Source organism: Paenibacillus plantarum, assembly GCF_013141695.1.
GTDB classification, from domain to species: Bacteria; Bacillota; Bacilli; order Paenibacillales; family NBRC-103111; genus Paenibacillus_E; species Paenibacillus_E plantarum.
In genome coordinates this window covers 13,267-35,607 of record NZ_WHNY01000054.1, presented here as the reverse complement: position 1 = coordinate 35,607, position 22,341 = coordinate 13,267, and the positions used below count along the sequence as shown (strand labels likewise).

The following is a 22,341-nucleotide window of genomic DNA, read 5'->3' as shown; positions in this document are numbered from 1 at the left end:
AGCTCATAGGAGGAATAACATGAGTCAATTCTATAAAGTAGAGCAATCCAACGGAAATTGGTCGTTTATATCGCCGCAAAACAAACCCTTTTATTCCGTAGGTGTAAATGGTGTGCATAATCAGATCGTGGACCAGGCACATTGGTTGAAAACAGATCTGGTACACAAATACGGTGGGGATCGAGAATGGTTTCCCAATTGGGCTAAGGAAAAGCTAAGCCAGGTTGAGCAGTTCGGCTTCAATAGTTTAGGCGCTTGGCATGAACCCTATTATTGGGGAAACGGTACGCCGAAAACGGTTGAAATCCGCATGTCTAGATTTGCGCCAAAGGTGAATACAGATTGGGGGACAGGTTTCCCTGATGTATTCGACCCCAAATTCTATGCTTCTGTGGAACGTGCGTGTCTGGATTGTTTTATGAGTGGGCGTGGCGAAGCATTATTGAACGATCCGGGTGTTATTGGGTACTATACCGATAATGAAATACATTGGTGGGGACACGGGGGCCAATGGGGCAACAATGACCCTGGCAACGGCGCTAACGATACGAGCCTAGTTGACGACTATTTGGAACAGCCAGCAAGAGGGTACGGCAAGTTGGCATGGATCGAGATGTTGAAGAAACACCATAGCTCGATTGAGGGTTTGAATGAGACTTGGGGAGCCGAATATACGGACTTTGAAGATTTGGCGCATATTGCGGTTTACCGAGCGGATCATACGGAGGCACTGGAAGCGGATAAAATAGCTTTCCTTCGTCGGATTGCAGAGGTGTATTACCAAACGACATCGGCTGCGCTCAAGCGATATGATCCAAATCGGCTAAATCTTGGGGACAGAATGGTTGGAACGAGTACACCTGAGGTTGTTTTTGATGTGATGAAAGACTATGCAGATGTCATTACGTTGAACTTTTACAGCTTCGACTTACCCGAACGTTGGATGCGTCACATCCATGCTCGAACCGGCTTGCCGATGATGATCACTGAATTCAGCTTTTGCGCAGGTGCGGAAGCCGGATTTTTGATCAATACGAATGGTGCCCGTAATGTTATTGTCCGGACTCAAGCTCGCAGGGGAGAAACCTATCGCAACTTTGTGGAAGAAGCGGCCCGTATGCCCTTTGTTGTGGGAACGCATTGGTTCGCCATGTACGACTATGGGGATCCGCAAGGGTTGATCGGAAATTATGGGCTGCTGGATCTTGCAGACGAGCCCTATGGAGAGTTCGCGGAAATGGTCCGTCAAGCAAATGAAGATGTGCTTCGGATCAGACATTCGGAGTTATTGTAATTAGGGAAGTTGATTGTACGCGTGGCTAATACGCCGCTAGCTCATTGTTCTTGGAGCTGGCGGCGTTTTCATGTTTGAAGGAGAAGAATGGATGTTTGAGTAGGAGTATGAAACCTAATAGATTTTCGTGTACACTTAAAATGAATCCATAATGAAAGTATTTCATTAAACATATCCACAAATACTCTGATCCAGGTATTGTGGATAACTTTTGGTGAAACAAAGATCGAGAACGAGCAGAGAGAAGTGAGTTTACATGCACCAAAACTATCAATTAACCGTTGAAGAGGTATTAAGACGTCCATCTTTTCAACATGCTTATATCGCGGCTGGCAGAATGGGCTTAGGACGTTTGGTACGCTGGGTTCATATTATCGAGGTGATCCAGTTTGAACAATTGCTGCAAGGTGGCGAGATGATCCTAACGACGGGTGCTGCTTTCAAGAACGATACCGAATCGTTCATGACCTATCTAGATCAGCTAATCCACAGAAACGTAACCTGTCTCTGTATCGAGATGGGACACTACATAAGTTCAGTTCCCCAAGCATGGATGGATGCAGCCGAGGCTCACGATTTCCCGCTCATTATTTTCCCAGAAGCGGTTCGATTTATTGATATCACGCAGGATATCCATGCTCATATTATTAATCAACATCATAAAGCACTTCAGGATTTGGAGAAAATATCACGTGAATTTCATCGCATGACGTTGTCTTCCCAAGGTGTCACGCATGTACTTGCTTTATTGCAAAGCAGCACGAAGGGGCAAGTTATTTATGTGCCAGTCGATGCTGGGCCGAAATTCACTCCGCCGCTTGGCAAACGGGAGTCAGCGCAATGGCTGGCTTTCCTTGCAAGCAGAAGTACAGAAAGCGGGTATGACGAGACAGGGGCAGGGTTGTATTTTGAAGACATAGAGGGTCAATCCGTGATTGTTCAGCCTGTTGGGGCTATGGGCAAAACCTGGGCACACATCCTGCTCGTGCTGGATCGTAAGCCACAGGAATACGAGTATTTAATTCTAGATTCTGCCTCTCTGTCTATTGCGCAGGATTTGTTGCGGAAACGGTACATGGAAGAGCGGAAATTGTATTCGCAAACACTGTGGGTAGATGATCTGCTTCATATGCGCATTCAAGAGGAGGAGCAGATCAAGGAGCTGATCGGTGCCGAATTTAAACGTCTAAATGCACTAACGTATCAGGTTCTTTTGATCGAATTTGAGCAGGAGCAAGAAGACGGTATGACCGCAGAAGATGATGGGATCGAATCGGCGGGTCTGCATTTGTCGCTTGCGGCTAGATCGATTTTTGAGGGGCAGCTATTTCATCCCTTAATTACGTTAAAACATAACAGACTTGTTGTTCTTGCTTTCGATAAAGCTCCTAAGAAACCAGCGAAGGAGCGCTTGCAGCATGTGCTCGAGTCGCTTCAAGGGATGAAGGATCACGCGGCGACACGGTTGAAGATCGGCATTGGACAACCTAATCAAAGCTTCTTGAACGCGCATCGCAGCTATCAGGAAGCACTCCAAGCGTTGTCATTAACAGTTACGCTGCAGCAGAAGAACGTTATGTTTTATGATGAGCTAGGCGTATTTGAACTGTTATTTCATATCGCAGACAAAGGCATTTTGGCGTCATTCGTCCGATCCTATCTCGGTCCAATCATTGATCACGATAGCCTAAAAGGCAGCGAGCTGCTGCGAACGCTCAAAGTGTATCTCGACCATGATGGATCCAAGCAAATTGCTGCACAGCAGCTTTTTATCGTGAGACAATCTCTCTATTATCGATTGGACAAAATTGAAGAGCTGCTGGGCGCTGATTATATGCTTCCCGAGAAAAGATTGGCGCTGCAAGTGGGAATCAGAGCCTATCAGCTGCTTCATCCGGAGAAAAAATTGTGAAAAGAAAAGCGGTAGTTTTTTGACAAAATGTCTAATGGCATGTGCCACATTCTCTCTTATACTTGGAGACAAGTAGAGAGCGATCCTTCCATTAGGGGGTCCTCAAGAGAGGTTGATGGGGCATGATTATTGGCGTTCCGAAAGAAATTAAAAATAATGAGTTTCGTGTTGGCATGACACCGAGCTCGGTGCTTTCATACAAACAAGCAGGACATGAAGTACGGGTCGAAACCTTGGCAGGGCACAGCATTGGGTTCACAGACGAGGATTATGCGGCGGCAGGTGCGACAATCGTTGAAACCGCAGCGGAGGTATGGTCGTCGGAGATGGTCGTCAAAGTGAAAGAACCTCTGCCTGAGGAATATGGTTACTTTCATGATGGATTGATCTTGTACACGTATCTGCATCTTGCTCCCGAAGCGGAATTAACGCATGCCCTTGTTAGTCAAAATGTAACAGCCATCGCCTATGAAACGATCCAGCTAGACAATGGGAGCTTGCCGCTCTTAACACCGATGAGTGAAGTGGCTGGACGCATGTCTGTGCAGATCGGTGCCCATTTTCTAGAGAAGTCTCACGGCGGCAAAGGCATTCTGCTAGGCGGTGTTCCTGGTGTTGAGCCAGGTAAAGTAGCTGTGATCGGTGGCGGCATCGTCGGCGCGAATGCGGCAAAAATGGCCATTGGTCTCGGTGCTGACGTGACGATCATTGACTTGAATGCCGACCGGCTTCGTCAATTGGATGATCAATTTCACGGTCGTGTGAAAACGATCATGTCCAATCCCTACAACATAGCTGAAGTCGTACGCCGTGCGGATCTTGTGGTTGGCGCGGTGCTCATTCCTGGCGCTCGCGCACCTCGGCTCGTGACCGAGGAGATGGTGAAAACGATGAGTCCAGGCAGTGTCATCATCGACGTTGCCATTGATCAGGGCGGATCGATCGAGACGATCGACCGTATTACAACCCATGATCAGCCTACCTATGTGAAGCATGGGGTCATCCATTATGCGGTAGCTAATATGCCGGGAGCCGTGGCGCGCACCTCTACATTGGCGTTGACGAATGTGACGACCAGCTATGGTCTACAAATCGCGGGCAAAGGCTTCGCGCGTGCAGCGCTCGATAACAAAGCCATCGCCAAGGGGATTAATGTGACACAAGGTCATGTCACATATCAAGCCGTCGCAGAGGCTCATGGGTATGCGTACACGGATATTTATTCGCTAATTCGATAGAAATAAGATGAGGGGCCTCCGCGGGATTGCGGAGGTTCTTTTTATGGGCAGGGAATGGCTGACTTCAAATGGAATTGATGATGGAAGTAACGACTAGCTGCCCACAGGTTCATGATGGTGGGATGATTACACTAGCCATGTGCTTAGTTAGCGCAGATAGATGGATTTTATCCAGTTAATTCTTGATGAATCCGGTTGAAATGTAAATTAGATGGATTTTCTGAAGTTAATTTCAGGGAATTTAGCTGAATTGAGGAAAAGTGAAGAAATTAACTACATTTTTTACATCTAATCCGATTTTTCGAGGGGATTTAAGCGAAATAGCTGTACATTTTCCAGTTAATCTGTCTCCAGCAGCTCAGGAGACGAAAGGGAGCTCCTTGAAGTAGTGTAAGCAACCCAACCCAACCCAACCCAACCCAACCCAACCCAACCCAACCCAACCCAACCCAACCCAACCCAACCCAACCCAACCCAACCTGTAATCCCTTTCTGAGCAACTTCGCATTGACGCTACATTTATAAACATATAAAATTGGTGAAGTGAAACGTTTCAATCCAAGAATTTGACTTTGAATTAGAAACTAAAACAAATAAGCTTCATATGTTCCTCAATAGGAGATGACCAATTGACTACGATACAGCAACGCCAAGACGAAATTATTGCGAATATTGCGCAAGCAGCTTATAATCAGCCAGTTCTAAGCAATGGCTTTCTTTTTGAAGGGGACGTGCGTGACAATTTCTATTACGCATCGTATCTATTCGCCGCTTCTGTGGATCCCACGATCACATTCGAAGGCGATCGCAATGAGGCAAAAGATAAAGCTGAAGGTGTTTTCCTTCACCTACTTGAGATACAAGATCAAGATCCAGCTAGTAGCACTTATGGTCACTGGCCACTCAATTTAAGACCAACGCCTCAAGAGGCGTCGAAGAATACATTGCCAGTTGAGCTCATGGGAAGCTTGATGGTTTATTTTGCTCAGCGTTATCAAGAGCAGTTGAGTGAAGCGCTCCGCGTGGCATTTGATAATACGCTTCGTCATATTTACGACAGCAACTTTTATCGGAAACCGCTAACAAGTTATGGTCATCACGAAGCCAAATATACGGCTGCGAAGCTGGTTTTCGGACAACGTTATGAAGATGCTGCTTTAATCCGAGATGGTTACGAAAGTCTGCAATTGACACTCAAACGTGTCACGGCTAATGGGATGACCGAATACGGTGGACTGCCATGGTTCTGGCATTGGGTGCAGGCCTTTACCTGTGCGTGGCAGTTGATTCAAGATACAGACATCCGAAGCGAATTATCACGTATGCTGGACTATTTATGGAGTGAGCGCGCGACATTCTACTTGGGTGGCGCATGGATAGGTCCGCACGCACGGATTTGGCCGCATGACATGCCGAAGGATACGAATGTGCTGCACGATTATGTGCAATATGGGGACTTCAAGCTGCCGACGCACATGCCAAGAACTGAATATGCGGGATTTCTTGCGTATGAAGCGCCAGCACAAACCATTCAGACTGCCTTGCATCGGTCATCAGTACCCGTCGAAATTAAACGACAAATTCCTAAGCAAATCGGTCAAGCTCAGCACGAGAATGATCATCTCCACAGTTATGTATACGTCACAGAAAGCTTTGCAATGGGCGGCATGTGGGAACGAATTCGCGAGTTCGACAACGAACAGCATCGCTGGGACATTGCGTTCCCACTAGATCACGTACAAGGTGTGAATCATGCTTATTTTTTTCATCCGGATTTGGAGCAGCCAGAAGGAGATTTGCGCCATCAAAGCGAATACACAGAAGTGCTTTTTCATAAACAAGTAATTATGGCCTCTTATTCCATTCCAGAAGACCAACCTGGCTATATCAAAGGGTGCTTGCCGCTAGGTGAGTGGGTAGAGTCACCAAGTGGACTTTTTGGACGGGTAGGTAACGCCTTAATTGCCGTATACATCCAGCAACCGTATCATCGTGAAGTTCTGGAGGATCGTTGTTTTGTAACTAGTCGTGGTAGAACGAATGCAGTCGTCGTCGAATGCCTGGATCAATCAAATGCAGAGCTACTTAGCATTCGCGATGTTCAACATTTTGCAGAAATGATGACAGACAAACAACCTACATACGGTGAAAATAACACGATTACATATACTTCCTTGTCCAATCAAACGTTGTTGTTAAGCGGCGATCCAACGAAGGAAATCAGTAAGCGTATTGATGGTGAAGTCATCGATTTCAATTCGTATACGATCGCTTAAAATCATTGAAATGAGGATGGACACATGCCAGCAGTTGATTATCCATTAGAAAAGCTTCACACGTACGAAGGACGAAATCCAAGACCTGAAGATTTTGATGCGTACTGGGAGCGTGCAATCGCTGAAATGAAGGCGGTAGACCCCCAAATTGAGCTTCGCCCTAGTGAATTTCAAGTACCGTACGCGGACTGCTTTGATCTGTATTTCACAGGTGTTAAAGGTGCTCGCATTTACGCGAAATATATTCGTCCGAAGAACGTGACTGAACCGCATCCAGCTATTGTTCAGTTCCATGGCTACTCTGGTAATTCAGGTGATTGGAACGATAAACTTTCTTACGCAGCGCTGGGCTATTCCTTCTTCTCCATGGATTGCCGTGGTCAAGGTGGATTCTCGGAGGATGTTGGCGGAACCAAAGGGACGACTCTACGAGGACACATCGTTCGTGGATTGGATGATCACCCGGATCAGCTCCTGTTCCGTGATATCTTCTTAGATACCGCACAGCTTGCTGGCATAGCGATGAGTATGCCTGAAGTGGATCCTAAACGCGTAGGCGCAATGGGAGGCTCGCAAGGAGGTGCTTTAACGATTGCTTGTGCAGCACTTGAGCCACGAATCAAGAAACTAGCACCCGTCTATCCTTTCCTAAGTGACTATAAGCGCGTATGGGAGATGGATTTGGCGAAGGATGCCTACCAAGAGTTGAAGGACTTCTTCCGCCGTCATGACCCACAGCACAAACGTGAGGAAGAATATTTCACGAAATTGGGCTACATTGATATTCAATACCTAGCTAATCGTATTCAAGGTGATGTGATGATGGCCGTAGGTCTCATGGACACTGTATGCCCGCCATCTACTCAATTTGCTGCTTACAATAAAATCACTGCAAACAAAAAACTAGAAATCTTCCCGGATTTCGGACATGAAGGATTGCCAGGTTTCGGTGATTTGACTTTCCAATTTATGTCAGATCTTTAACAAATTAAAAACCACTCTCATTCAATTGATGTGAGTGGTTTTTTGCGCTCAGCTTGTTGCTGACGATATTGTCTTGGCGTGACACCGATCATTTTTTTGAAAAGCTGATTGAAGAATTTCATATCTTGATATCCGACAAGTGCCGCAATATCGCTGATTTTATAAGTGGACTCGCGTAAATACTGACAACACGCTTCCAACCGGGCATGCTGCACATAGGTTGTGAAGCTCATGCCTGTGAGCTTTCTCAATTGTCGTTGGAGCTGGCGCTCACTCAAGGAAAGTTTGGAAGCTGCCTCAACAAGCGTGATTGGATTGCTGCAATTCATTCGAATATGAGTCAGCAAATGTTCGATGCTATTCATACTAGTTTGAGGAACTTGAGGAAGCCGATCAAACTTCGCGCGATGCATATAGACGAACAATTGCTCAACACAGGCTTGCATGACAGTAATAAAACCGGCTCGTCGAGCTTTAAACTCGAAATGTAATTGCTCAAACAGCGGTTGGAACTCACCATTTTGTTCATGGAATGAAAGGAATTCTACACCGCCACTTGAGTCAGTTGCTTTTTGAAAAAATTGTGGAATTTCTTGCTCACCCATTGCCGCCGCATGCCGGAGTAATTGGTCCATCCATGCCTGTGTAAAAATACAGTTATACACGATGAGCGGCTTATTCTGATTGGTAGATGCGGGACGAAACACATGGGATATGCCAACAGGCAGGAAGAAGAGGTCGCCTTTCGTAACATTCATACGAACACTATCCATATAATGGGAGCCTCTGCCTTCTGCGACATAGCTGATTTCAATGAAATCATGCGTATGCTGTTGCAAGTCGAACGATTCATGAACACGATTTACATAAAGGGGCAGTTCGGGAACGAAATATAAGTGGCCTCCCGATTCCGTAATGCTGCGCTTCATCTTCATGCTATTTCACTTTGAAATGAACAACAGCGCTATACAGCATTTTTTCCGCATTCGGGTCGAATACGATGTTATGTTGGATGGCATACACATCAAGCATCAGCGCCTTGTTATTGTCGATTTGGTCATTGATTTTCTTTTCAAGCGTTTTTAAATCATAAGCCTGAAAAAACTCAATTTTATTTTCGATACGATCTAAAATAAAGTCCATGATCCTGCGCCTCCTATAGGTCTATGTAAATTTATGACGACTTCTCTTATTATAACGTCAATATCTGATATAGGAAGTGGAACTGAATAGGCGTATACTGGGAAATGCATGGAACGGACGTTTTTAATACATGGAGAAAGACTTACAAGCGAGTCAAAATTGTAATAGGAAGTGATGTCGTTTTGAAGCCTACACGGTTATTGGTTGACTTCTTGTTAAAGAATTGGCCGGTGTATGTCATCGCCGCACTCTTGATTTCGGTAGGGAATATTGTTCACTCGTACTATCCCAAATTGCTAGGCATGTTTACGGACCAGCTCCAGAAGGGTGGACTCAGTAAAAGTTTAATTGCGCAGTACAGCGTGCAGCTACTCATAATTGGTGTGACTTTTGGTGTATTGTGCGCGATTGGTCAGTACATGATTATGCGGAGCGGAAGACGATTTGAGTTCGAAACGAGAAATCGATTATTCGATCATTTTACCCGGCTTGGCGCAACGTTCTATTCTCAAAATGGGGTCGGTAAGCTGCTGAGTTATGTTATGAATGATGTGACGGTTATTCGAGAGTCCATCTCTTTGGGGATCAACCAGATTACAAACTCCGTCATTTTAATAGCAGCCGCAATCGTTTCGATGTTGTTTAGTTCCATTCCGTTGTACGTCATTCTGATCTGTATCGTGCCCTTATTACTCATTCCAGTGTTATCTGCTAAGTTTCAGCCAGTCATCAAGCAGCGCTCCTTACAAGTACAGGAAGCATTAGGAACGATGACAGAATCAGCCGAGGAGCAATTTGGAGGCATTCGTGTTGCTAAGAAATTCGCTGTAGAACCGATCATGATTAGCAGATTTAGTGAAACGGTCGATCGGATTCGTGACAATCAGCTTCGGTTAGTCCGACTTTCCTCGTTATTTGAAGCGTTAATTCCGTTTCTGGGTGCGGTATCGCTAATTATTGCGATTGCCTTCGGGGGCTATTTGACGATTCATGGGCGTATCACGATTGGGCATTTCGTTGAATTAACGTTGTATATTCGGATGATGGTGAATCCCTTACAACAAATTGGGCGTGTCATTAATGCGCTGCAGCGCTCACGAGCTTCTTTAGAGCGAGTCAATGAGCTGTTAGCGAAGGAATCAGACATTAAGCAAAATGAGCTTGCTCAGCCTACGCACCTAGATCAGGAAGAGATTCGGATTGAGCATCTGTCATTTGCGTATCCGGATGATGAAGATGAAGTGCTTCATGATATCTCACTGACTATTGAACCAGGGAAATCGATCGGTATTATTGGCAAAACGGGCAGCGGGAAGTCTACGTTGATGAAAATCATGCTGCGAATCTACGATCCGCCGGAAGGAACAGTCTGGATCGGAGATAGCGATATCCGTGATGTGACACTTGAAAGTCTGCGGAATCAAATTGCTTACGTGCCACAGGAGGGCTTTTTGTTTAGTACATCGATTCGGGATAATATTGCCTTCTTCAAAAGGGAATCCTCCATAGAACAAGTGGAACGTGCTGCCAATAAAGCACAAATATTGTCCAGCATCGTGACATTTCCAGAAAAGTTTGAGACAAAGTTAGGTGAACGAGGAGTAACCTTGTCAGGTGGTCAGCGTCAGCGAACGAGCTTAGCAAGAGGAATTATTAAAGATTCGCCTTTGATGATTCTAGATGACAGCGTAAGCGCTGTAGATTCGGTGACGGAAAAGCACATTATTGATGCGATTCGGAAAGAACGAACGAATAAGACGACGATCTGGATTGCACATCGGATCTCTGCGCTTAAGCACACCGATGAAATCATCGTGCTGCATGAAGGAAGAATTGTTCAGCGGGGCACCCATCATCAACTGCTAGCCCAGGACGGTTTATACGCGGAGCTTTATGCTATTCAAGAAGGAGGTAACGACGATGTTCAAGCGGAATAAACGTCCACAAGACCAGAGTCAATCGAAAGCTTCCTTTCGTTCGTTAGCTGTGTACGCCAAACCGCACAAGCTCACGTTTGCCGCTGTTGTCGTATGCGCCTTGTTAGGTATCGCGGCAGATCTATTTCAACCTTATTTGGTCAAAATTGCGATCGACGATAATCTCATGATCGGGAAAAATGATTTTAGCGCACTGATCATGATTTGCTTGCTGTACGGGGGATTATCCATCTCAAGCATGTTTTTCAGCTACATTCAAAATAATCTGCTGCAATTTGCAGGTCAAAGCATTGTAGCCAAAATCCGCAAAGATTTATTTCAACATATTTTCAGGCAGTCGATGTCCTACTATGATAAAACGCCGAGTGGAAGCTTAATCACACATGTGTCTAGTGATACGGAAACGTTGAACCAGTTTTTCACCCAAGTGCTCCTAAGCCTAGTGCGTGATAGCATGACGTTGGTTTTCATTATCGTGCTCATGTATCATTTGGATCCGATGCTGACGTTATATAGCATGATCGTCATTCCTATCATTGTTCTCATCGCGGTAGGTTTCCGCACATATATGCGCAAAACGTATCAGCTATCACGATCCAAGTTATCGCAAATGGTAGCGTTCACAGCTGAAAACTTATCAGGCATGCACCTTATTCAAGCGTTCCATCAAGAGAAGGAGCAGATGAGTCGCTTTACGGATAAGAACACTGGGTATTTCCGAGCCAATCTAAGAGAGATCCGAACAAGTGTGTTATTTAACCGCTCTTTTGACATATTGGGTAACTTATCGATCGCCTTTATTACTTGGGTGGGCGGTATTGCCGTCTTCGATAAAGCGATAGAGTTTGGTGTGCTTTACGCGTTCATTACGTATATTAGACAGTTTTTTCAGCCTATCAATAACATCACACAGCAATGGAATACACTACAATCCACACAAGTATCCATGAGTCGGATTTGGAATATTTTCTCGGCGCAACCGGAAGTCAAGGATAAAGAGGTTTCAGAACTAGTTCCGCTGGTTAATGTTCAAGGAGACATTCAGTTTGATCATGTGCATTTCGGGTATCAGAAGGATACCGCGGTCATTGAAGATTTGGACTTACATATCGCTCCTGGTGAAATGATTGGTGTGGTAGGCACAACAGGTGCGGGCAAAAGCTCCTTGATCAGTCTGCTCTGCCGCTTTTATGATGTGCAGGGAGGCGCCATACGTTTAGATGGTATTGATATTAGAGACATTTCCCAGACGGATCTCCATCGAACGATTGGCTTGGTCCAACAAGAGCCTTATTTATATGCGGGAAGTATTTTTGAAAATGTAAGGATGTTTGACCCCGCGATTTCACGAGAGACGGTCATTGAGGCTTGCAAATTGGTCGGTGCGGATGCGCTCATTACACGAATGAAGGACGGGTATGATTCTCGAATTTCAGAAAGAGGCAGCGGGTTGTCGGCAGGGGAAAGGCAATTGATTTCTTTTGCGCGTATCATCGTGTTCCAACCCAAGGTTCTTATTTTAGACGAGGCTACAGCTAATTTGGATTCACAAACCGAGCAGCTCATTCAGACGGCGTTGAGCGTTGTTGCTGAGGGAAGAACATCCATCGTGATTGCCCATCGGATATCAACCATTATGCATGCCGACCGTATTATCGTGATGAGTCATGGGGAAATTGTTGAAGAAGGCACACACAACGAGCTGCTTGCACAACAAGGTATTTATGAACAACTCGTGCATCATTCACAAGGAAGTCATGCTCAAGAGAATGAAGCGGATGGTCGTATTTCATCCATAGGCTAATGATCAGGTACTAGGAATAGATAGTACTTCTCAAATCAGTGATCTCCTGTAGAATTAGAAGCATAGTAAGAGAGGAGATGAACAGCATGAAAGCCAACAAAATCATGGTCCAACTTGGTTATGTACTGGGGGCTAGTGCTCTTTTAACTGCTATTGGTTACTTCTTTGCTTCTAACTGGGAGAAGTTGAACCGATTAGAGAAATTTATTCCTATATTTGTCCTTATATTGGGGTTTTATGGCTTATCCGTTTGGCTTTCCCGCCAGGTTGGAAGAGAGTTTTTAAGTAAGTTAAGCTTGTTTGCCAGCTGTATTTCTTTCGGAGTTGGCGTAGGGTTGATCGGTCAAACCTACAATTCACATGCGGACAGTTATAGTTTGTTTCTAGTGTGGTTTCTGCCAGCTCTTCTATATGCGATCCTAACCCGATGGCAGCCCTATTATGTCTTGAGTTATATACTTGGACATCTCGCCTATGGACTGTTCTTCTTTCCAAAATGGGGCAGTTATTCCGAATCCGAGGGAGCTACACTCCTTATCTGGTTAGGGCTTGCGATCGTGAACGGTACCTTGTTCGTCTTGTTTGAGAAAGGCCGCCTACATTCTCCATTCCTCAAGTGGGTGAGCTTTCAAGCGACACTTTGTATCTTCGTTATCATGTCCGTGTCCCATGTATTCGATAATTATGGGATTTGGATGAACTTGCCGCTCATTGCCGCGCTGGCTGCAGCCGTTCTGTATGCTCATCGGACACAGAGTAAAGTCTATCTGTTGTTCGCAGGGCTTTGGATTTCAGCCGCGATCACTACGAAGTACATTGAATTGATTATTGAGTACCATAATGAACTCTTTTTTATCGTGAGCTTGTTGTTCGTAATCGTGTTTATCGGTGCGAATGTGATGTTTATGAACTACGTGCGCGCTTGGAAGCCATCTTCTGAGAAGATAGAAGAGGGAATTGATGGGGAAGCAATGACGGAACCCAAAGGCGATGGAGACTTCACCAAGTGGATCGTACGTGTACTTACGATTTCCGTCATTATCATTGGCTCTCTGTTAGGAAGTTTCACACTGATTGGGCTTGTGACTGTCGTGTTAGGGTTTGATGAGCCTGCTAATATTTTAATCGGATATGGCTTTCTAGCTGTGATTGGGATGCTGTTGGCGCGAGGGTTCAATGTATTAGCTCGGTTTACCATTTTGATAAGCGGGCTTATGTTGGGCACTGGTACTGCAGTTATTACTGACAAATCGTTAATGCTGCTCATCTATTTAGCTTTAACACTTGTGGCTTTTGTATGTTTACAGGGATTAATTACACGGATTCTCTTCTTCCTAGTCTCGATAATTATCTTAGCCTTTGTCTTATTTGATTGGATCAATAGTGGCGTTGCCGTGCTTAGTATTCTTTCGGGTTTGCTCTTCTTGCTTTTCGCTGGTGGTCAGGTGATTCGTCTATCAACATTCCGCGAACCCGTTCTTTATAGTAGCTTCCCAGCTTTCTTGTTATCGCTGTTTGCCTTAACCTTTATGACGGAGTCAGGGTGGTACTATGCCACGAACGTGCTGTTCTTCTTACTCGTTCTAGCGGCAATTCTGATAAGCCGACAGCTTCATGTCAAATGGTTATTTAATTGGTCGATGGGGTTCTGGATCGCTTTCCTCGTATACAAATATTACGATTTGGCTTGGAAGCTCCTGCATAAATCCATCAGCTTCGCGATTATCGGTATTCTGATCATAGGAATCACCGTGTGGATTGAGAAAAAGAAAGGACTCGAACCAGACGATGCAACGCAACCGCAACTTGGGCTTGGGTCGAATCGTTGGATCATTGCTTTATTAGTCTTACTTCAAGTAGCGGCTATGTCATTACAGATTGGCAAGAGCGAGTATTTACTCAGTCACGGGAAGCTGATCAAGTTGCAACTGCAGCCATTGGACCCGCGTTCCTTGATTCAAGGGGACTATGTTCATCTGCGTTATACGATTTCAGAGCCTGAGATTTATCAGCACGTGGAAGATCTGAAGTCCAAAGGGAAAATTAGCGTTGTTCTAGCACCTGGCAGTACATCTGATATTTATGAATTCCGTCGGGAATATAAGGATGGCGAGCAACTTGCCCCTGATGAAGTCCTCTTGAACGGTGAACGAGAAGGGTATGAAGGAATTACGTATGGTATCGAGAATTTCTTTATCCCAGAAGGCACCGGGAGAGCGTATGAACAGAATGCTAAGTTTGCTGAAGTCAAAGTATCCGCTAATGGGGATGCGATCTTAGTACGATTAACTGAGAAATAATTTAGCATTTTTAGAAAAGAAAGAATGAGGTAACGAACATCATGTGGCTACTATTTTCCGTCCTTGCGGCTCTCTGTTTTGGGCTGCGAGGAATTTTATACCATTGGTCTAGTCAGCAATCGCTGAATCGAAATGTACTACTTTGTGGCACTTTTGCAATGGGGGCGGTCGTAAGTTTAGTATGTGCCTTAGTGTGGCAATCAGAATGGGAAACATCGGCGCTTATTGGGATTCAAATGGGGTTGTTCTCCTTCGGAGCCAACGCCAGCATGTTCAAAGGCTTCGCAGTCGGGAAGGCTTCCATAGTTGCTATTTTGACAGGATTGCCATCGGTTGTAGTTGTACTATTTGCATATATCCTGTGGGGTGAACGGCTGAACTTGCTTCAGCTGTTTGCTTTTGTTGTTATTGTCATTGGTATTTTATTCGTTAGGTATTCCAATGATATTACGTTGAAAAACTTACAAGGTGCTGGCTGGGGTGTGATCGCGCTCCTCTTATTCGCAGCGAACGACTTGTCCAGTAAATGGACAACCCTCGTGCATGCTTCCTTATTTCCGACCTTGTTCTTTATGTTTGCAACAGGCACGATTTGTTTCGCCATCTGGTGGTGGAAAGATAAGCAGAAGGGTGCTGCGCAGGAAACAGTGCGAAGTACTTGGACAGAACGCAAGACGTTCCTATTTGGTATGGGTGTTGGTATAACAAATGTCATGGGAATGATTCTCATTATTCATGGATTTGCGAACGGAATTACCGGATTGGTTTCGGCGGTTGTTGCTCTGAATGTTCTGATCGTGCTGTTGTATACGCGATTTATTTTGAAGGATAAATTCTCCAAACTAGAACAATCTGGTTTAGCGATTGCGATGGTTGGCATCCTTATGATGAAGTTAGTTGCTTCTTGAGATTGCATGTCGGCATGTAAATTACAACATATACTTTCTGAACTGGCGTAAATGCGTTACAATAGAATTATTCGTGCCATTAAGAATGATTCAGGAGGCTATACCACAATGACAGACAAAGATATCGAAACACAAGCAACCGAAGAGATTGAACATGATCCAGAACGTGATCAGGCCCAAGTCATTATTACATGGTTTCAACATATCCAAGAAATTGTGAAAGAACAGTTCCCTGAGTATGAAGTGGATGGGCAAATTGGCAATAACCCAACCTACGGTCCAATGTTTGCTTTTACACTCAAAAAAGACGAAAAGTCCACAGCATGCGGATTTTTCTTGAATGAAATTATGCGAAATTTCCAAACGAATCCAAATGCAGGACTGTGGATGTCCTCCTTCTTCGTTGATTTGTTGAGAAGCGAAGAGAGTCACCTTCTTCCGAATCCGCCTCAATCCGAAGATGAAGCCAAAGAACTGCTGGACAAGCATATTGTTCCTTATTGTGCGGCAGCCGTTCGCGAGGAGTTCCCTGAACAGAAGATCTACGTAGATCTAGAGCTTCATGAGGAGCATGGCCCTGTACTAGAAGCTGGATTTGTTGCTGTCGAAGATGGCAATAACACATGTGCACTTCCGCTTCAATATTTAATGACCTTATATTTATTGAATCGTGATCCAGCAGAACCGTTGATTCAAGCGATGTATCGATTGTATGAGGAAAATAATTTAGGTCAGGTTAATAATTAGTTGAACGAAAAACAGCCAGGAGGCATTCCTCCTGGCTGTTTTTCGCGTGAAAACGGTGAGAATCCGACTGCGAAGCAGGCTGTAACGTTGAAAAACACGCTTATAGCGTGAAAACGGTGAGAATCCGACTGCGAAGCAGGCTGTAACGTTGAAAAACACGCTTATAGCGTGAAACCGGTGAGAATCCGACTGCAAAGCAGGCTGTAACGTTGAAAAACACGCTTACAGCATGAAAACGGTGAGAATCTCACCGCAAAGCAGGTTGTAACGTTGAAAAACACGCTAACAGCATGAAAACGAGGGAATCCGACCGCGAAACCGGCTATAAGTTCCGATAAATCATAAAATCATCATACGTTCGAATGATGGGAATAGCCGCACTCGCCCCTAGCTTTGCATATTTCATCGCATGCGAAGTGTTGAAAAGTACCACGGAGTCCGTGGGGCGAAGCCAGCCTTTGTCACAAAGGGCAAGCATCGCTGCCCAAGTGGCCGCGCCTTCGGGAGAAGAGGAAATGCCCTCCGAGCCTAAGCTGTGTGTGGCTTGGGCAATTTGCGCTTTAGACACCGCGATGGCTGTTCCACCGCTTTGCTCGACAATCGACAGAAGCAGTTCCAAATCCGGCGGATTCGGAACACGCATCCCTGTTGGATTGGGAATAATTCTGTCTCCAACAGGCGAAGCCGTGTTACTTTCAATCGGAGGTGTTCCCCCCGACGATCTCTTCAATCCATCCACAATAGGCTGACAGCCTTCCTCTTGTACACAAACGAATCTCGGCATGTCGCAATCAATCAAGCCTAATTCCTTTAACTCCAAGAATGCTTTCCACATGCCAATAATGCCTGAACCGCCGCCCGTGGGATAGATGATCACATCGGGGAATGTCCAGCCTAATTGCTCCGCAAGTTCAAGCCCCATCGTCTTTTTGCCTTCTACACGGCCGGGCTCTTTCAATGTGCCGACATTCACCCAGCCTTGCTCGATTCGGCCAGACTCGATGATCGCGGCAGCATCATGAATAAAGCCGTCGACGAGTACAGTCGTTGCTCCGTACATCGGGCATTCATCGACAATGAGTGAGGGGCAGTCCATCGGGATGAAAACAAACGCTTGAATGCCGGCTCTTCCTGCATAAGCAGCCAATGCGCTTGCTGCATTCCCGTTGGATGGAACTGCTGCTTTCGTTGCTCCGGCTTGTTTCAATAAAGAAACCGCCACCGAAAATCCGCGTGATTTAAAGCTGCCGGTTGGATTTTGTTCCTCACGTTTGATCATCAAACGTTTGAGCGATAGCTTGCTTTCCCATTCTGGCAGACGCAGCAAAGGTGTCCAGCCTTCACCTAGGGAAATGATATGGGACGGATCGTGAATAGGGAGCAGTTCGTGATATCTCCACATAGAAGGATATCTAAGCGCTAGCGATGTTTTCGAGAACGTTTGTGCAACGTGCTCAAGATCATAGTTAACCAATAAAGTGCCGCCGCATGTGCATTTCATGTCTTGATAGCGGAAGGGCAGTTTTGCAGAACATCGTGAGCATTGCAGCTCCCACTGTTTCATATCTGGACCTCCTCGGCGTCTCTAGTAGGAACAATCATGCTTGCTTCCTACTTGCATGAAATGATTTGATTGTACGGAAGGCAGCTTTATTAGGCAGCTTCAAAAATAACTCGAGCATTGGGGCGAAGTTCACTTCGATAATCCAAACATGTCCTTGCTTATCGAAGGCCATGTCGATCCCCATCGTTTTGACCCAACGATAGGAAGGACCGAGTTTATTGGCTGTTTGTAGGGCAACCCTTCGCAGATCTGCAAGGAGTGCTGCAGTCGGCATGTTCTGAAGCTCAGAGCCTTGGATAGCCTTCTCTACGGTGACAACTCGACCGCCGCTCCTTTGAATATTGGTAATAATATAGCCTTTGCCAGCTACTTTGGCCAGCATGCCTGTCACTTGCCAGTCGGATTTCGTATGTCTTTGAACCATGACTCTTAGATCAAAGGGACGTCCATGCTTGGTCGCAAGTGGGATCCGTTGTTGGACGATATTGTTGTTTTTCACTTTCTTCTTGATATATGCGGTAATCGCATGATGGTCTGTATAGGTTCTAGTTTTGGCGCCATCTTGAACCTCGTAGGATGAGTTGCCGGAGGTTTTAACCTGAATAACACCATTGCCGCCGTAACTGCCTGTTGGTTTAATGATAACTTGACCATATTTATTTATTAGTCGCATGAAACTGTTCTCGCTCAACCATTCCGTTTCAGGCAGATGAGCACTCAGCTTCTTTGATCTGCGCAGTATTTTATGCTTGGTCCATTTACTCGTGGATAGACTACTCATCCGCTTTCACTTCTTGCCTTTGAATGACGAGATCGTGCTCTTCTACTTGAAGTAGTTGATTCTGACTATCAACGAAAACAACCTGTGGTTTGAGAACGCGTATTTCCTCTTCATCCATGAGTCCCATACTAAGAATGATTACGAGGTCTCCGGGAGAGAAGAGATGGGCAGGCGGACCGTTTAATCCGATTTTGCCGCAGCCTTCTGGAGCGGGAATGGCATACGTTTTCCAGCGGGTTGCATTGCGAAGACTAGTGACTTGAACCATTTCATACGGGTGGATATTCGCCTTGCGCATCAATAGCCCATCAATCGTGATGCTGCCTACATAATCCAAATCGGCTTCCGTTACAGTCGCACGATGTATCTTCCCTTTACACATTAGTCGCTGCATGTGCAGTAGCGCTCCTTTATGATCACATGGTGTTCTTCACAGGGTATGAGTGAGACTAGTCTCACGGTGTAGGTTAGAGCCTATTTGTATGGAAAAATGGGCACTTGACGGCAGGAAATGAACTGGTTATTTCCTGGGCAACCGCAGAATACGACAGGGAAGTCGAGTCCCATGAGACAAAAAAAGCAGAGCCAAGGGCTCTGCTTCAACGTCAAATTAATTTAAGACCGCTAATTAATACTAAGGTAGCAATAATCGTACGAAGTACAGTTGTTGGTGCTTTCGTTGCGAGCATGCTGCCGATGAGTACGCCAGGGATCGAACCAATAAGCAGATTAATAACGAGTGAATAATTGACATTTCCCATACTGGCATGAAGAATCCCTGCTGTCGAAGAGAGTAGAAAAGCATGCGCAATATCCGTGCCCACGAGCTGTACGGGTATCATACGGAAAAAGTAGAGCATGGCAATCGCATATAAGGAGCCAGAGCCAATGGACGTTAGACCAACAATGAAGCCAAGAACGCCGCCAATCGTAATCGTCAACCAACGCTTCTCTTCTAAAGATTTGTGCTGCCAACGATTCTCTTTCATCCGATGCCCGAAGAATACTTTGAACAACGTTGCGAAGGCTACCAGAATCAAGACATAGCCGAGTGCGTGTTTAATGACTACTTCTTGATTGTCGAAGAAAGAATCAAATAATTTCAGGAATACAACGGCAAGTACAACACCAGGAATACTGCCCATAGCAAGCATTTTCACAAGTTTAAAGTCGATTGTTTTCTGCCGCCAATGCTGGACCGTACCGAAAAGTTTCGTGATCGAATTATAAAGAAGATCTGTTCCTACAGCAATGGAAGGATGAATGCCTATTAAAATTAATATGGGAGTCAGCAAGGAAGCGCCGCCTACACCTGTCATTCCGACCAGAAATCCAACAATTACACCCATTAGAATAATACTCAAAGTCATGTTGTCATGTCCTCTTTTCATTACCCACTAAACATATTGGATTAATTTTATTCCCCTGAAAGCTATTTGTAAAGAGAAATTTTCCAAACTCGTCTCTATCCCGAGTAAATCGCTTGCTATTCATCAATTCTGGAATCAGGTACAATGGATAGATGTGTCAAATTCAGCTTAGGGAGGACAATTCATGCGTAATCGAACTACCGTGATGGTCAGTATCGTACTGGCCATGTTAGTCGCGTCTATGGACACGACAATTGCCAATACAACGATGCCGATCATTGTAAATGACATTGGTGGAAACAGCCTCTATGCCTGGGCGTTTACCTCTTATATGGTACTATCTACGGTTCTAGCTCCTCTAGCAGGCCGTTTATCGGATTTATTTGGGCGCAAACGCATATATGCCGCGGGTATTCTTCTATTTCTTGGCGGTTCCGTACTCTGTGGTTTAGCAGACACCATGGTGCAACTTATTATTTTCAGAGCGATTCAGGGGATCGGTGCTGGGGTGATGATGCCATTCCCATCCATTATTGCCGGAGATATCTACCCAGTGGAGCAGCGTGGCAAGGTGCAAGCTTTTTTCACAGGCATGTGGGGATTAGCGGCAATTTTAGCACCTACATTAGGCACATTTTTTGTAACGTATTTGAACTGGCGCTGGATTTTCTTCGTGAACATTCCGATTTGCCTCATTGCCTTACTAGCTCTACTGCCATACAAAGAAGTGTATCAACCAAAGAAAGCCGTCATCGATTATTGGGGCGCACTCTTGTTTGCCGCAGGGATTTCGTCGTTATTACTCATAACGGTGGTCGATTCTTATACCTATCTGTATGGAGGCGTTGGTGTTCTCCTGCTAGTTGCCTTCTTCTTGTATGAAAAAGGGCATGCAGCCCCACTCGTTCCACTGACGTTGATGAGAAATCGGCCCGTGGCTTTGATGATTGGCGGATCATTTCTCAGCTGTGCGGCACTATTCGGGACGTCCAGTTTCATTCCGTTGTTTTTGCAGAATCAAGGGCACTCTCTGTTCATCAGCGGTATTGCCCTCCTAGGTACATCCATCGGGTGGATGGTTGTTGCCGTCCCGAGCGGTAAATGGGTGATACGCTTTGGCTACAAACCGCTGCTGATAGCGGGAAACGCCTTACTTGTCGTAACCGCGGTAATGCTGTTCTTAATTGATGAAGATGCCTCATTTACGTATATATTCAGCTCGCTTACGATGCTAGGTCTTTCGTTTGGACTGCTGTTTACGGTATCAACGATTGGTGCTCAGCAGTTAGTGGAAGCCCATCAGAAGGGGATTTCAACTTCCCTGCAGCTATTCGCACGGAATATTGGTACAGCGGTCAGTGTCACGGTGATGGGCTCGATTGTAACAAGATCCGATGTGTTCTATACGGGGATTCACGGGATGTTCGTTTATGGGTTAATCGCAAGCATTGTTGCTTTTGCAGTACCTTTAGCGATTCGAACTGTGAAGCAAGATGCCTTGTCAGGATAGAGTATTCAAATACTCGTAAGTTGACAGCCTGCATGCATTAGTGGAAAATTAGAGCTATATGAATATAGAAAGAAGTGAGTGTACGTGTTACTGAATGTGAAATCCCGCCTTCATGAAGGTGATATTCAACAATTACTTGGCTATAGCTTGTTTCCAGATCCAGATAGTCTCCAAGATGCCCTCAGCCAATATGAAAATAATGAAAACACATGGTTATTTGCTTATGAGTCGGAAGGTTTACCCGTTGGCATTATCGGCTTCGAATTGAATGAGAAGCAGGAAATGATACTTCGCCACCTCGCAGTTGAGCCTGAGAGTAGAGGAGAAGGCTTTGGACGCGGCATGTTGCTTGAAATTATTGAGGACATGCAGCCTGTTCGCATTACGGTGGAAACCGATGAAGAGGCCGTACAATTTTATCGCAACGTTGGATTCGTGATTCGTAGTCTGGGTGAGAAATACCCGGGCGTAGAGCGGTTCCTGTGCACGTACGAGGTTGAGGAAGAAGACGAAGAGTAATCATCATAGGCGAGTAAAGAGAAATCCCGAGGAACTGCGAAAGGCAGCTTCTCG

18 protein-coding genes are annotated in these 22,341 nt (G+C 45.4%); 12 read left to right on the top strand and 6 right to left on the bottom strand.

Annotated elements, in window-relative coordinates:
* Positions 1-19 precede the first annotated feature (19 nt).
* From GC096_RS16715 to GC096_RS16695, 5 genes are all read left to right on the top strand, one after another.
* Positions 20-1,294 (top strand): hypothetical protein, encoded by a 1,275-nt coding sequence (locus tag GC096_RS16715; protein ID WP_171631727.1) that lies wholly within the window; start codon positions 20-22, stop codon positions 1,292-1,294.
* A 256-nt stretch (positions 1,295-1,550) separates the two neighbouring features.
* The gene (locus GC096_RS16710) at positions 1,551-3,206 is read left to right on the top strand and encodes a PucR family transcriptional regulator (protein ID WP_171631726.1); all 1,656 of its coding nucleotides are present in this window, start codon (positions 1,551-1,553) and stop codon (positions 3,204-3,206) included.
* Between the two features lie 122 nt (positions 3,207-3,328).
* Positions 3,329-4,444, top strand: a complete 1,116-nt coding sequence (ald, locus tag GC096_RS16705; RefSeq protein ID WP_171631724.1) for an alanine dehydrogenase — start codon at positions 3,329-3,331, stop codon at positions 4,442-4,444.
* Between the two features lie 629 nt (positions 4,445-5,073).
* Positions 5,074-6,720 carry a hypothetical protein gene (locus tag GC096_RS16700; protein WP_171631723.1) on the top strand — a complete coding sequence of 549 codons (1,647 nt, stop codon included), beginning with the start codon at positions 5,074-5,076 and terminating at the stop codon, positions 6,718-6,720.
* 24 nt (positions 6,721-6,744) lie between these two features.
* Positions 6,745-7,704 (top strand): acetylxylan esterase, encoded by a 960-nt coding sequence (locus GC096_RS16695; RefSeq protein WP_171631721.1) that lies wholly within the window; start codon positions 6,745-6,747, stop codon positions 7,702-7,704.
* 17 nt (positions 7,705-7,721) lie between these two features.
* Here the strand turns inward: GC096_RS16695 and GC096_RS16690 are convergent, their stop codons facing one another.
* A complete protein-coding gene (locus tag GC096_RS16690; protein WP_171631720.1) occupies positions 7,722-8,639 on the bottom strand; it encodes a helix-turn-helix domain-containing protein in 918 nt (305 codons plus the stop codon).
* A 1-nt stretch (position 8,640) separates the two neighbouring features.
* Complete coding sequence (locus GC096_RS16685; protein WP_171631718.1) at positions 8,641-8,847, bottom strand: YrzA family protein; 207 nt, start codon at positions 8,845-8,847, stop codon at positions 8,641-8,643.
* A 182-nt stretch (positions 8,848-9,029) separates the two neighbouring features.
* On the opposite strand from GC096_RS16685, the gene GC096_RS16680 reads away from it, so the two are divergent.
* From GC096_RS16680 to GC096_RS16660, 5 genes are all read left to right on the top strand, one after another.
* A complete protein-coding gene (locus GC096_RS16680; RefSeq protein ID WP_171631717.1) occupies positions 9,030-10,784 on the top strand; it encodes an ABC transporter ATP-binding protein in 1,755 nt (584 codons plus the stop codon).
* On the top strand, positions 10,768-12,588 hold the full coding sequence (locus GC096_RS16675) for an ABC transporter ATP-binding protein (protein ID WP_171631716.1): 1,821 nt from the start codon (positions 10,768-10,770) through the stop codon (positions 12,586-12,588). The genes GC096_RS16680 and GC096_RS16675 overlap by 17 nt, the downstream gene beginning before the upstream one ends.
* Before the next feature lie 86 nt (positions 12,589-12,674).
* On the top strand, positions 12,675-14,888 hold the full coding sequence (locus tag GC096_RS16670; protein WP_171631714.1) for a GDYXXLXY domain-containing protein: 2,214 nt from the start codon (positions 12,675-12,677) through the stop codon (positions 14,886-14,888).
* Between the two features lie 41 nt (positions 14,889-14,929).
* Positions 14,930-15,796, top strand: coding sequence for an EamA family transporter (locus GC096_RS16665; protein WP_171631713.1), 867 nt, complete (start codon positions 14,930-14,932; stop codon positions 15,794-15,796).
* Between the two features lie 108 nt (positions 15,797-15,904).
* Complete coding sequence (locus GC096_RS16660) at positions 15,905-16,543, top strand: hypothetical protein (protein ID WP_171631711.1); 639 nt, start codon at positions 15,905-15,907, stop codon at positions 16,541-16,543.
* A 322-nt stretch (positions 16,544-16,865) separates the two neighbouring features.
* On the opposite strand, the gene GC096_RS16655 is transcribed toward GC096_RS16660, so the two are convergent.
* The 4 genes from GC096_RS16655 to GC096_RS16640 form a co-directional block, all read right to left on the bottom strand.
* On the bottom strand, positions 16,866-18,107 hold the full coding sequence (locus GC096_RS16655; RefSeq protein WP_171631710.1) for a threonine synthase: 1,242 nt from the start codon (positions 18,105-18,107) through the stop codon (positions 16,866-16,868).
* 34 nt (positions 18,108-18,141) lie between these two features.
* Positions 18,142-18,888, bottom strand: coding sequence for a YheC/YheD family protein (locus tag GC096_RS16650; RefSeq protein ID WP_171631709.1), 747 nt, complete (start codon positions 18,886-18,888; stop codon positions 18,142-18,144).
* Complete coding sequence (gene panD / locus GC096_RS16645; RefSeq protein WP_171631708.1) at positions 18,881-19,282, bottom strand: aspartate 1-decarboxylase; 402 nt, start codon at positions 19,280-19,282, stop codon at positions 18,881-18,883. Before panD ends, GC096_RS16650 begins: the two co-directional genes overlap by 8 nt.
* A 211-nt stretch (positions 19,283-19,493) precedes the next feature.
* Entirely contained in the window at positions 19,494-20,258 is a 765-nt protein-coding gene (locus GC096_RS16640) for a sulfite exporter TauE/SafE family protein (RefSeq protein WP_171631706.1), read from the bottom strand.
* 184 nt (positions 20,259-20,442) lie between these two features.
* Here GC096_RS16640 and GC096_RS16635 point away from each other — a divergent pair, with 184 nt between their 5' ends.
* Together GC096_RS16635 and GC096_RS16630 are read left to right on the top strand one after the other, a co-directional pair.
* A complete protein-coding gene (locus GC096_RS16635; protein WP_171631705.1) occupies positions 20,443-21,768 on the top strand; it encodes an MFS transporter in 1,326 nt (441 codons plus the stop codon).
* Positions 21,769-21,852: 84 nt separating this feature from the next.
* The gene (locus tag GC096_RS16630) at positions 21,853-22,287 is read left to right on the top strand and encodes a GNAT family N-acetyltransferase (protein WP_171631703.1); all 435 of its coding nucleotides are present in this window, start codon (positions 21,853-21,855) and stop codon (positions 22,285-22,287) included.
* The last annotated feature ends 54 nt before the right edge of the window (positions 22,288-22,341 follow it).

Bases quoted from the DNA above. Each gene is read 5' to 3' on its own strand.
- GC096_RS16715 (WP_171631727.1), top strand. From the start codon at position 20: ATGAGTCAATTCTATAAAGTAGAGCAATCCAACGGAAATTGGTCGTTT.
- GC096_RS16710 (WP_171631726.1), top strand. From the start codon at position 1,551: ATGCACCAAAACTATCAATTAACCGTTGAAGAGGTATTAAGACGTCCA.
- ald (WP_171631724.1), top strand. From the start codon at position 3,329: ATGATTATTGGCGTTCCGAAAGAAATTAAAAATAATGAGTTTCGTGTT.
- GC096_RS16695 (WP_171631721.1), top strand. From the start codon at position 6,745: ATGCCAGCAGTTGATTATCCATTAGAAAAGCTTCACACGTACGAAGGA.
- GC096_RS16690 (WP_171631720.1), bottom strand. From the start codon at position 8,639: ATGAAGATGAAGCGCAGCATTACGGAATCGGGAGGCCACTTATATTTC.
- GC096_RS16685 (WP_171631718.1), bottom strand. From the start codon at position 8,847: ATGGACTTTATTTTAGATCGTATCGAAAATAAAATTGAGTTTTTTCAG.
- GC096_RS16675 (WP_171631716.1), top strand. From the start codon at position 10,768: ATGTTCAAGCGGAATAAACGTCCACAAGACCAGAGTCAATCGAAAGCT.
- GC096_RS16670 (WP_171631714.1), top strand. From the start codon at position 12,675: ATGAAAGCCAACAAAATCATGGTCCAACTTGGTTATGTACTGGGGGCT.
- GC096_RS16665 (WP_171631713.1), top strand. From the start codon at position 14,930: ATGTGGCTACTATTTTCCGTCCTTGCGGCTCTCTGTTTTGGGCTGCGA.
- GC096_RS16660 (WP_171631711.1), top strand. From the start codon at position 15,905: ATGACAGACAAAGATATCGAAACACAAGCAACCGAAGAGATTGAACAT.
- GC096_RS16655 (WP_171631710.1), bottom strand. From the start codon at position 18,107: ATGAAACAGTGGGAGCTGCAATGCTCACGATGTTCTGCAAAACTGCCC.
- GC096_RS16650 (WP_171631709.1), bottom strand. From the start codon at position 18,888: ATGAGTAGTCTATCCACGAGTAAATGGACCAAGCATAAAATACTGCGC.
- panD (WP_171631708.1), bottom strand. From the start codon at position 19,282: ATGCAGCGACTAATGTGTAAAGGGAAGATACATCGTGCGACTGTAACG.
- GC096_RS16640 (WP_171631706.1), bottom strand. From the start codon at position 20,258: ATGACTTTGAGTATTATTCTAATGGGTGTAATTGTTGGATTTCTGGTC.
- GC096_RS16635 (WP_171631705.1), top strand. From the start codon at position 20,443: ATGCGTAATCGAACTACCGTGATGGTCAGTATCGTACTGGCCATGTTA.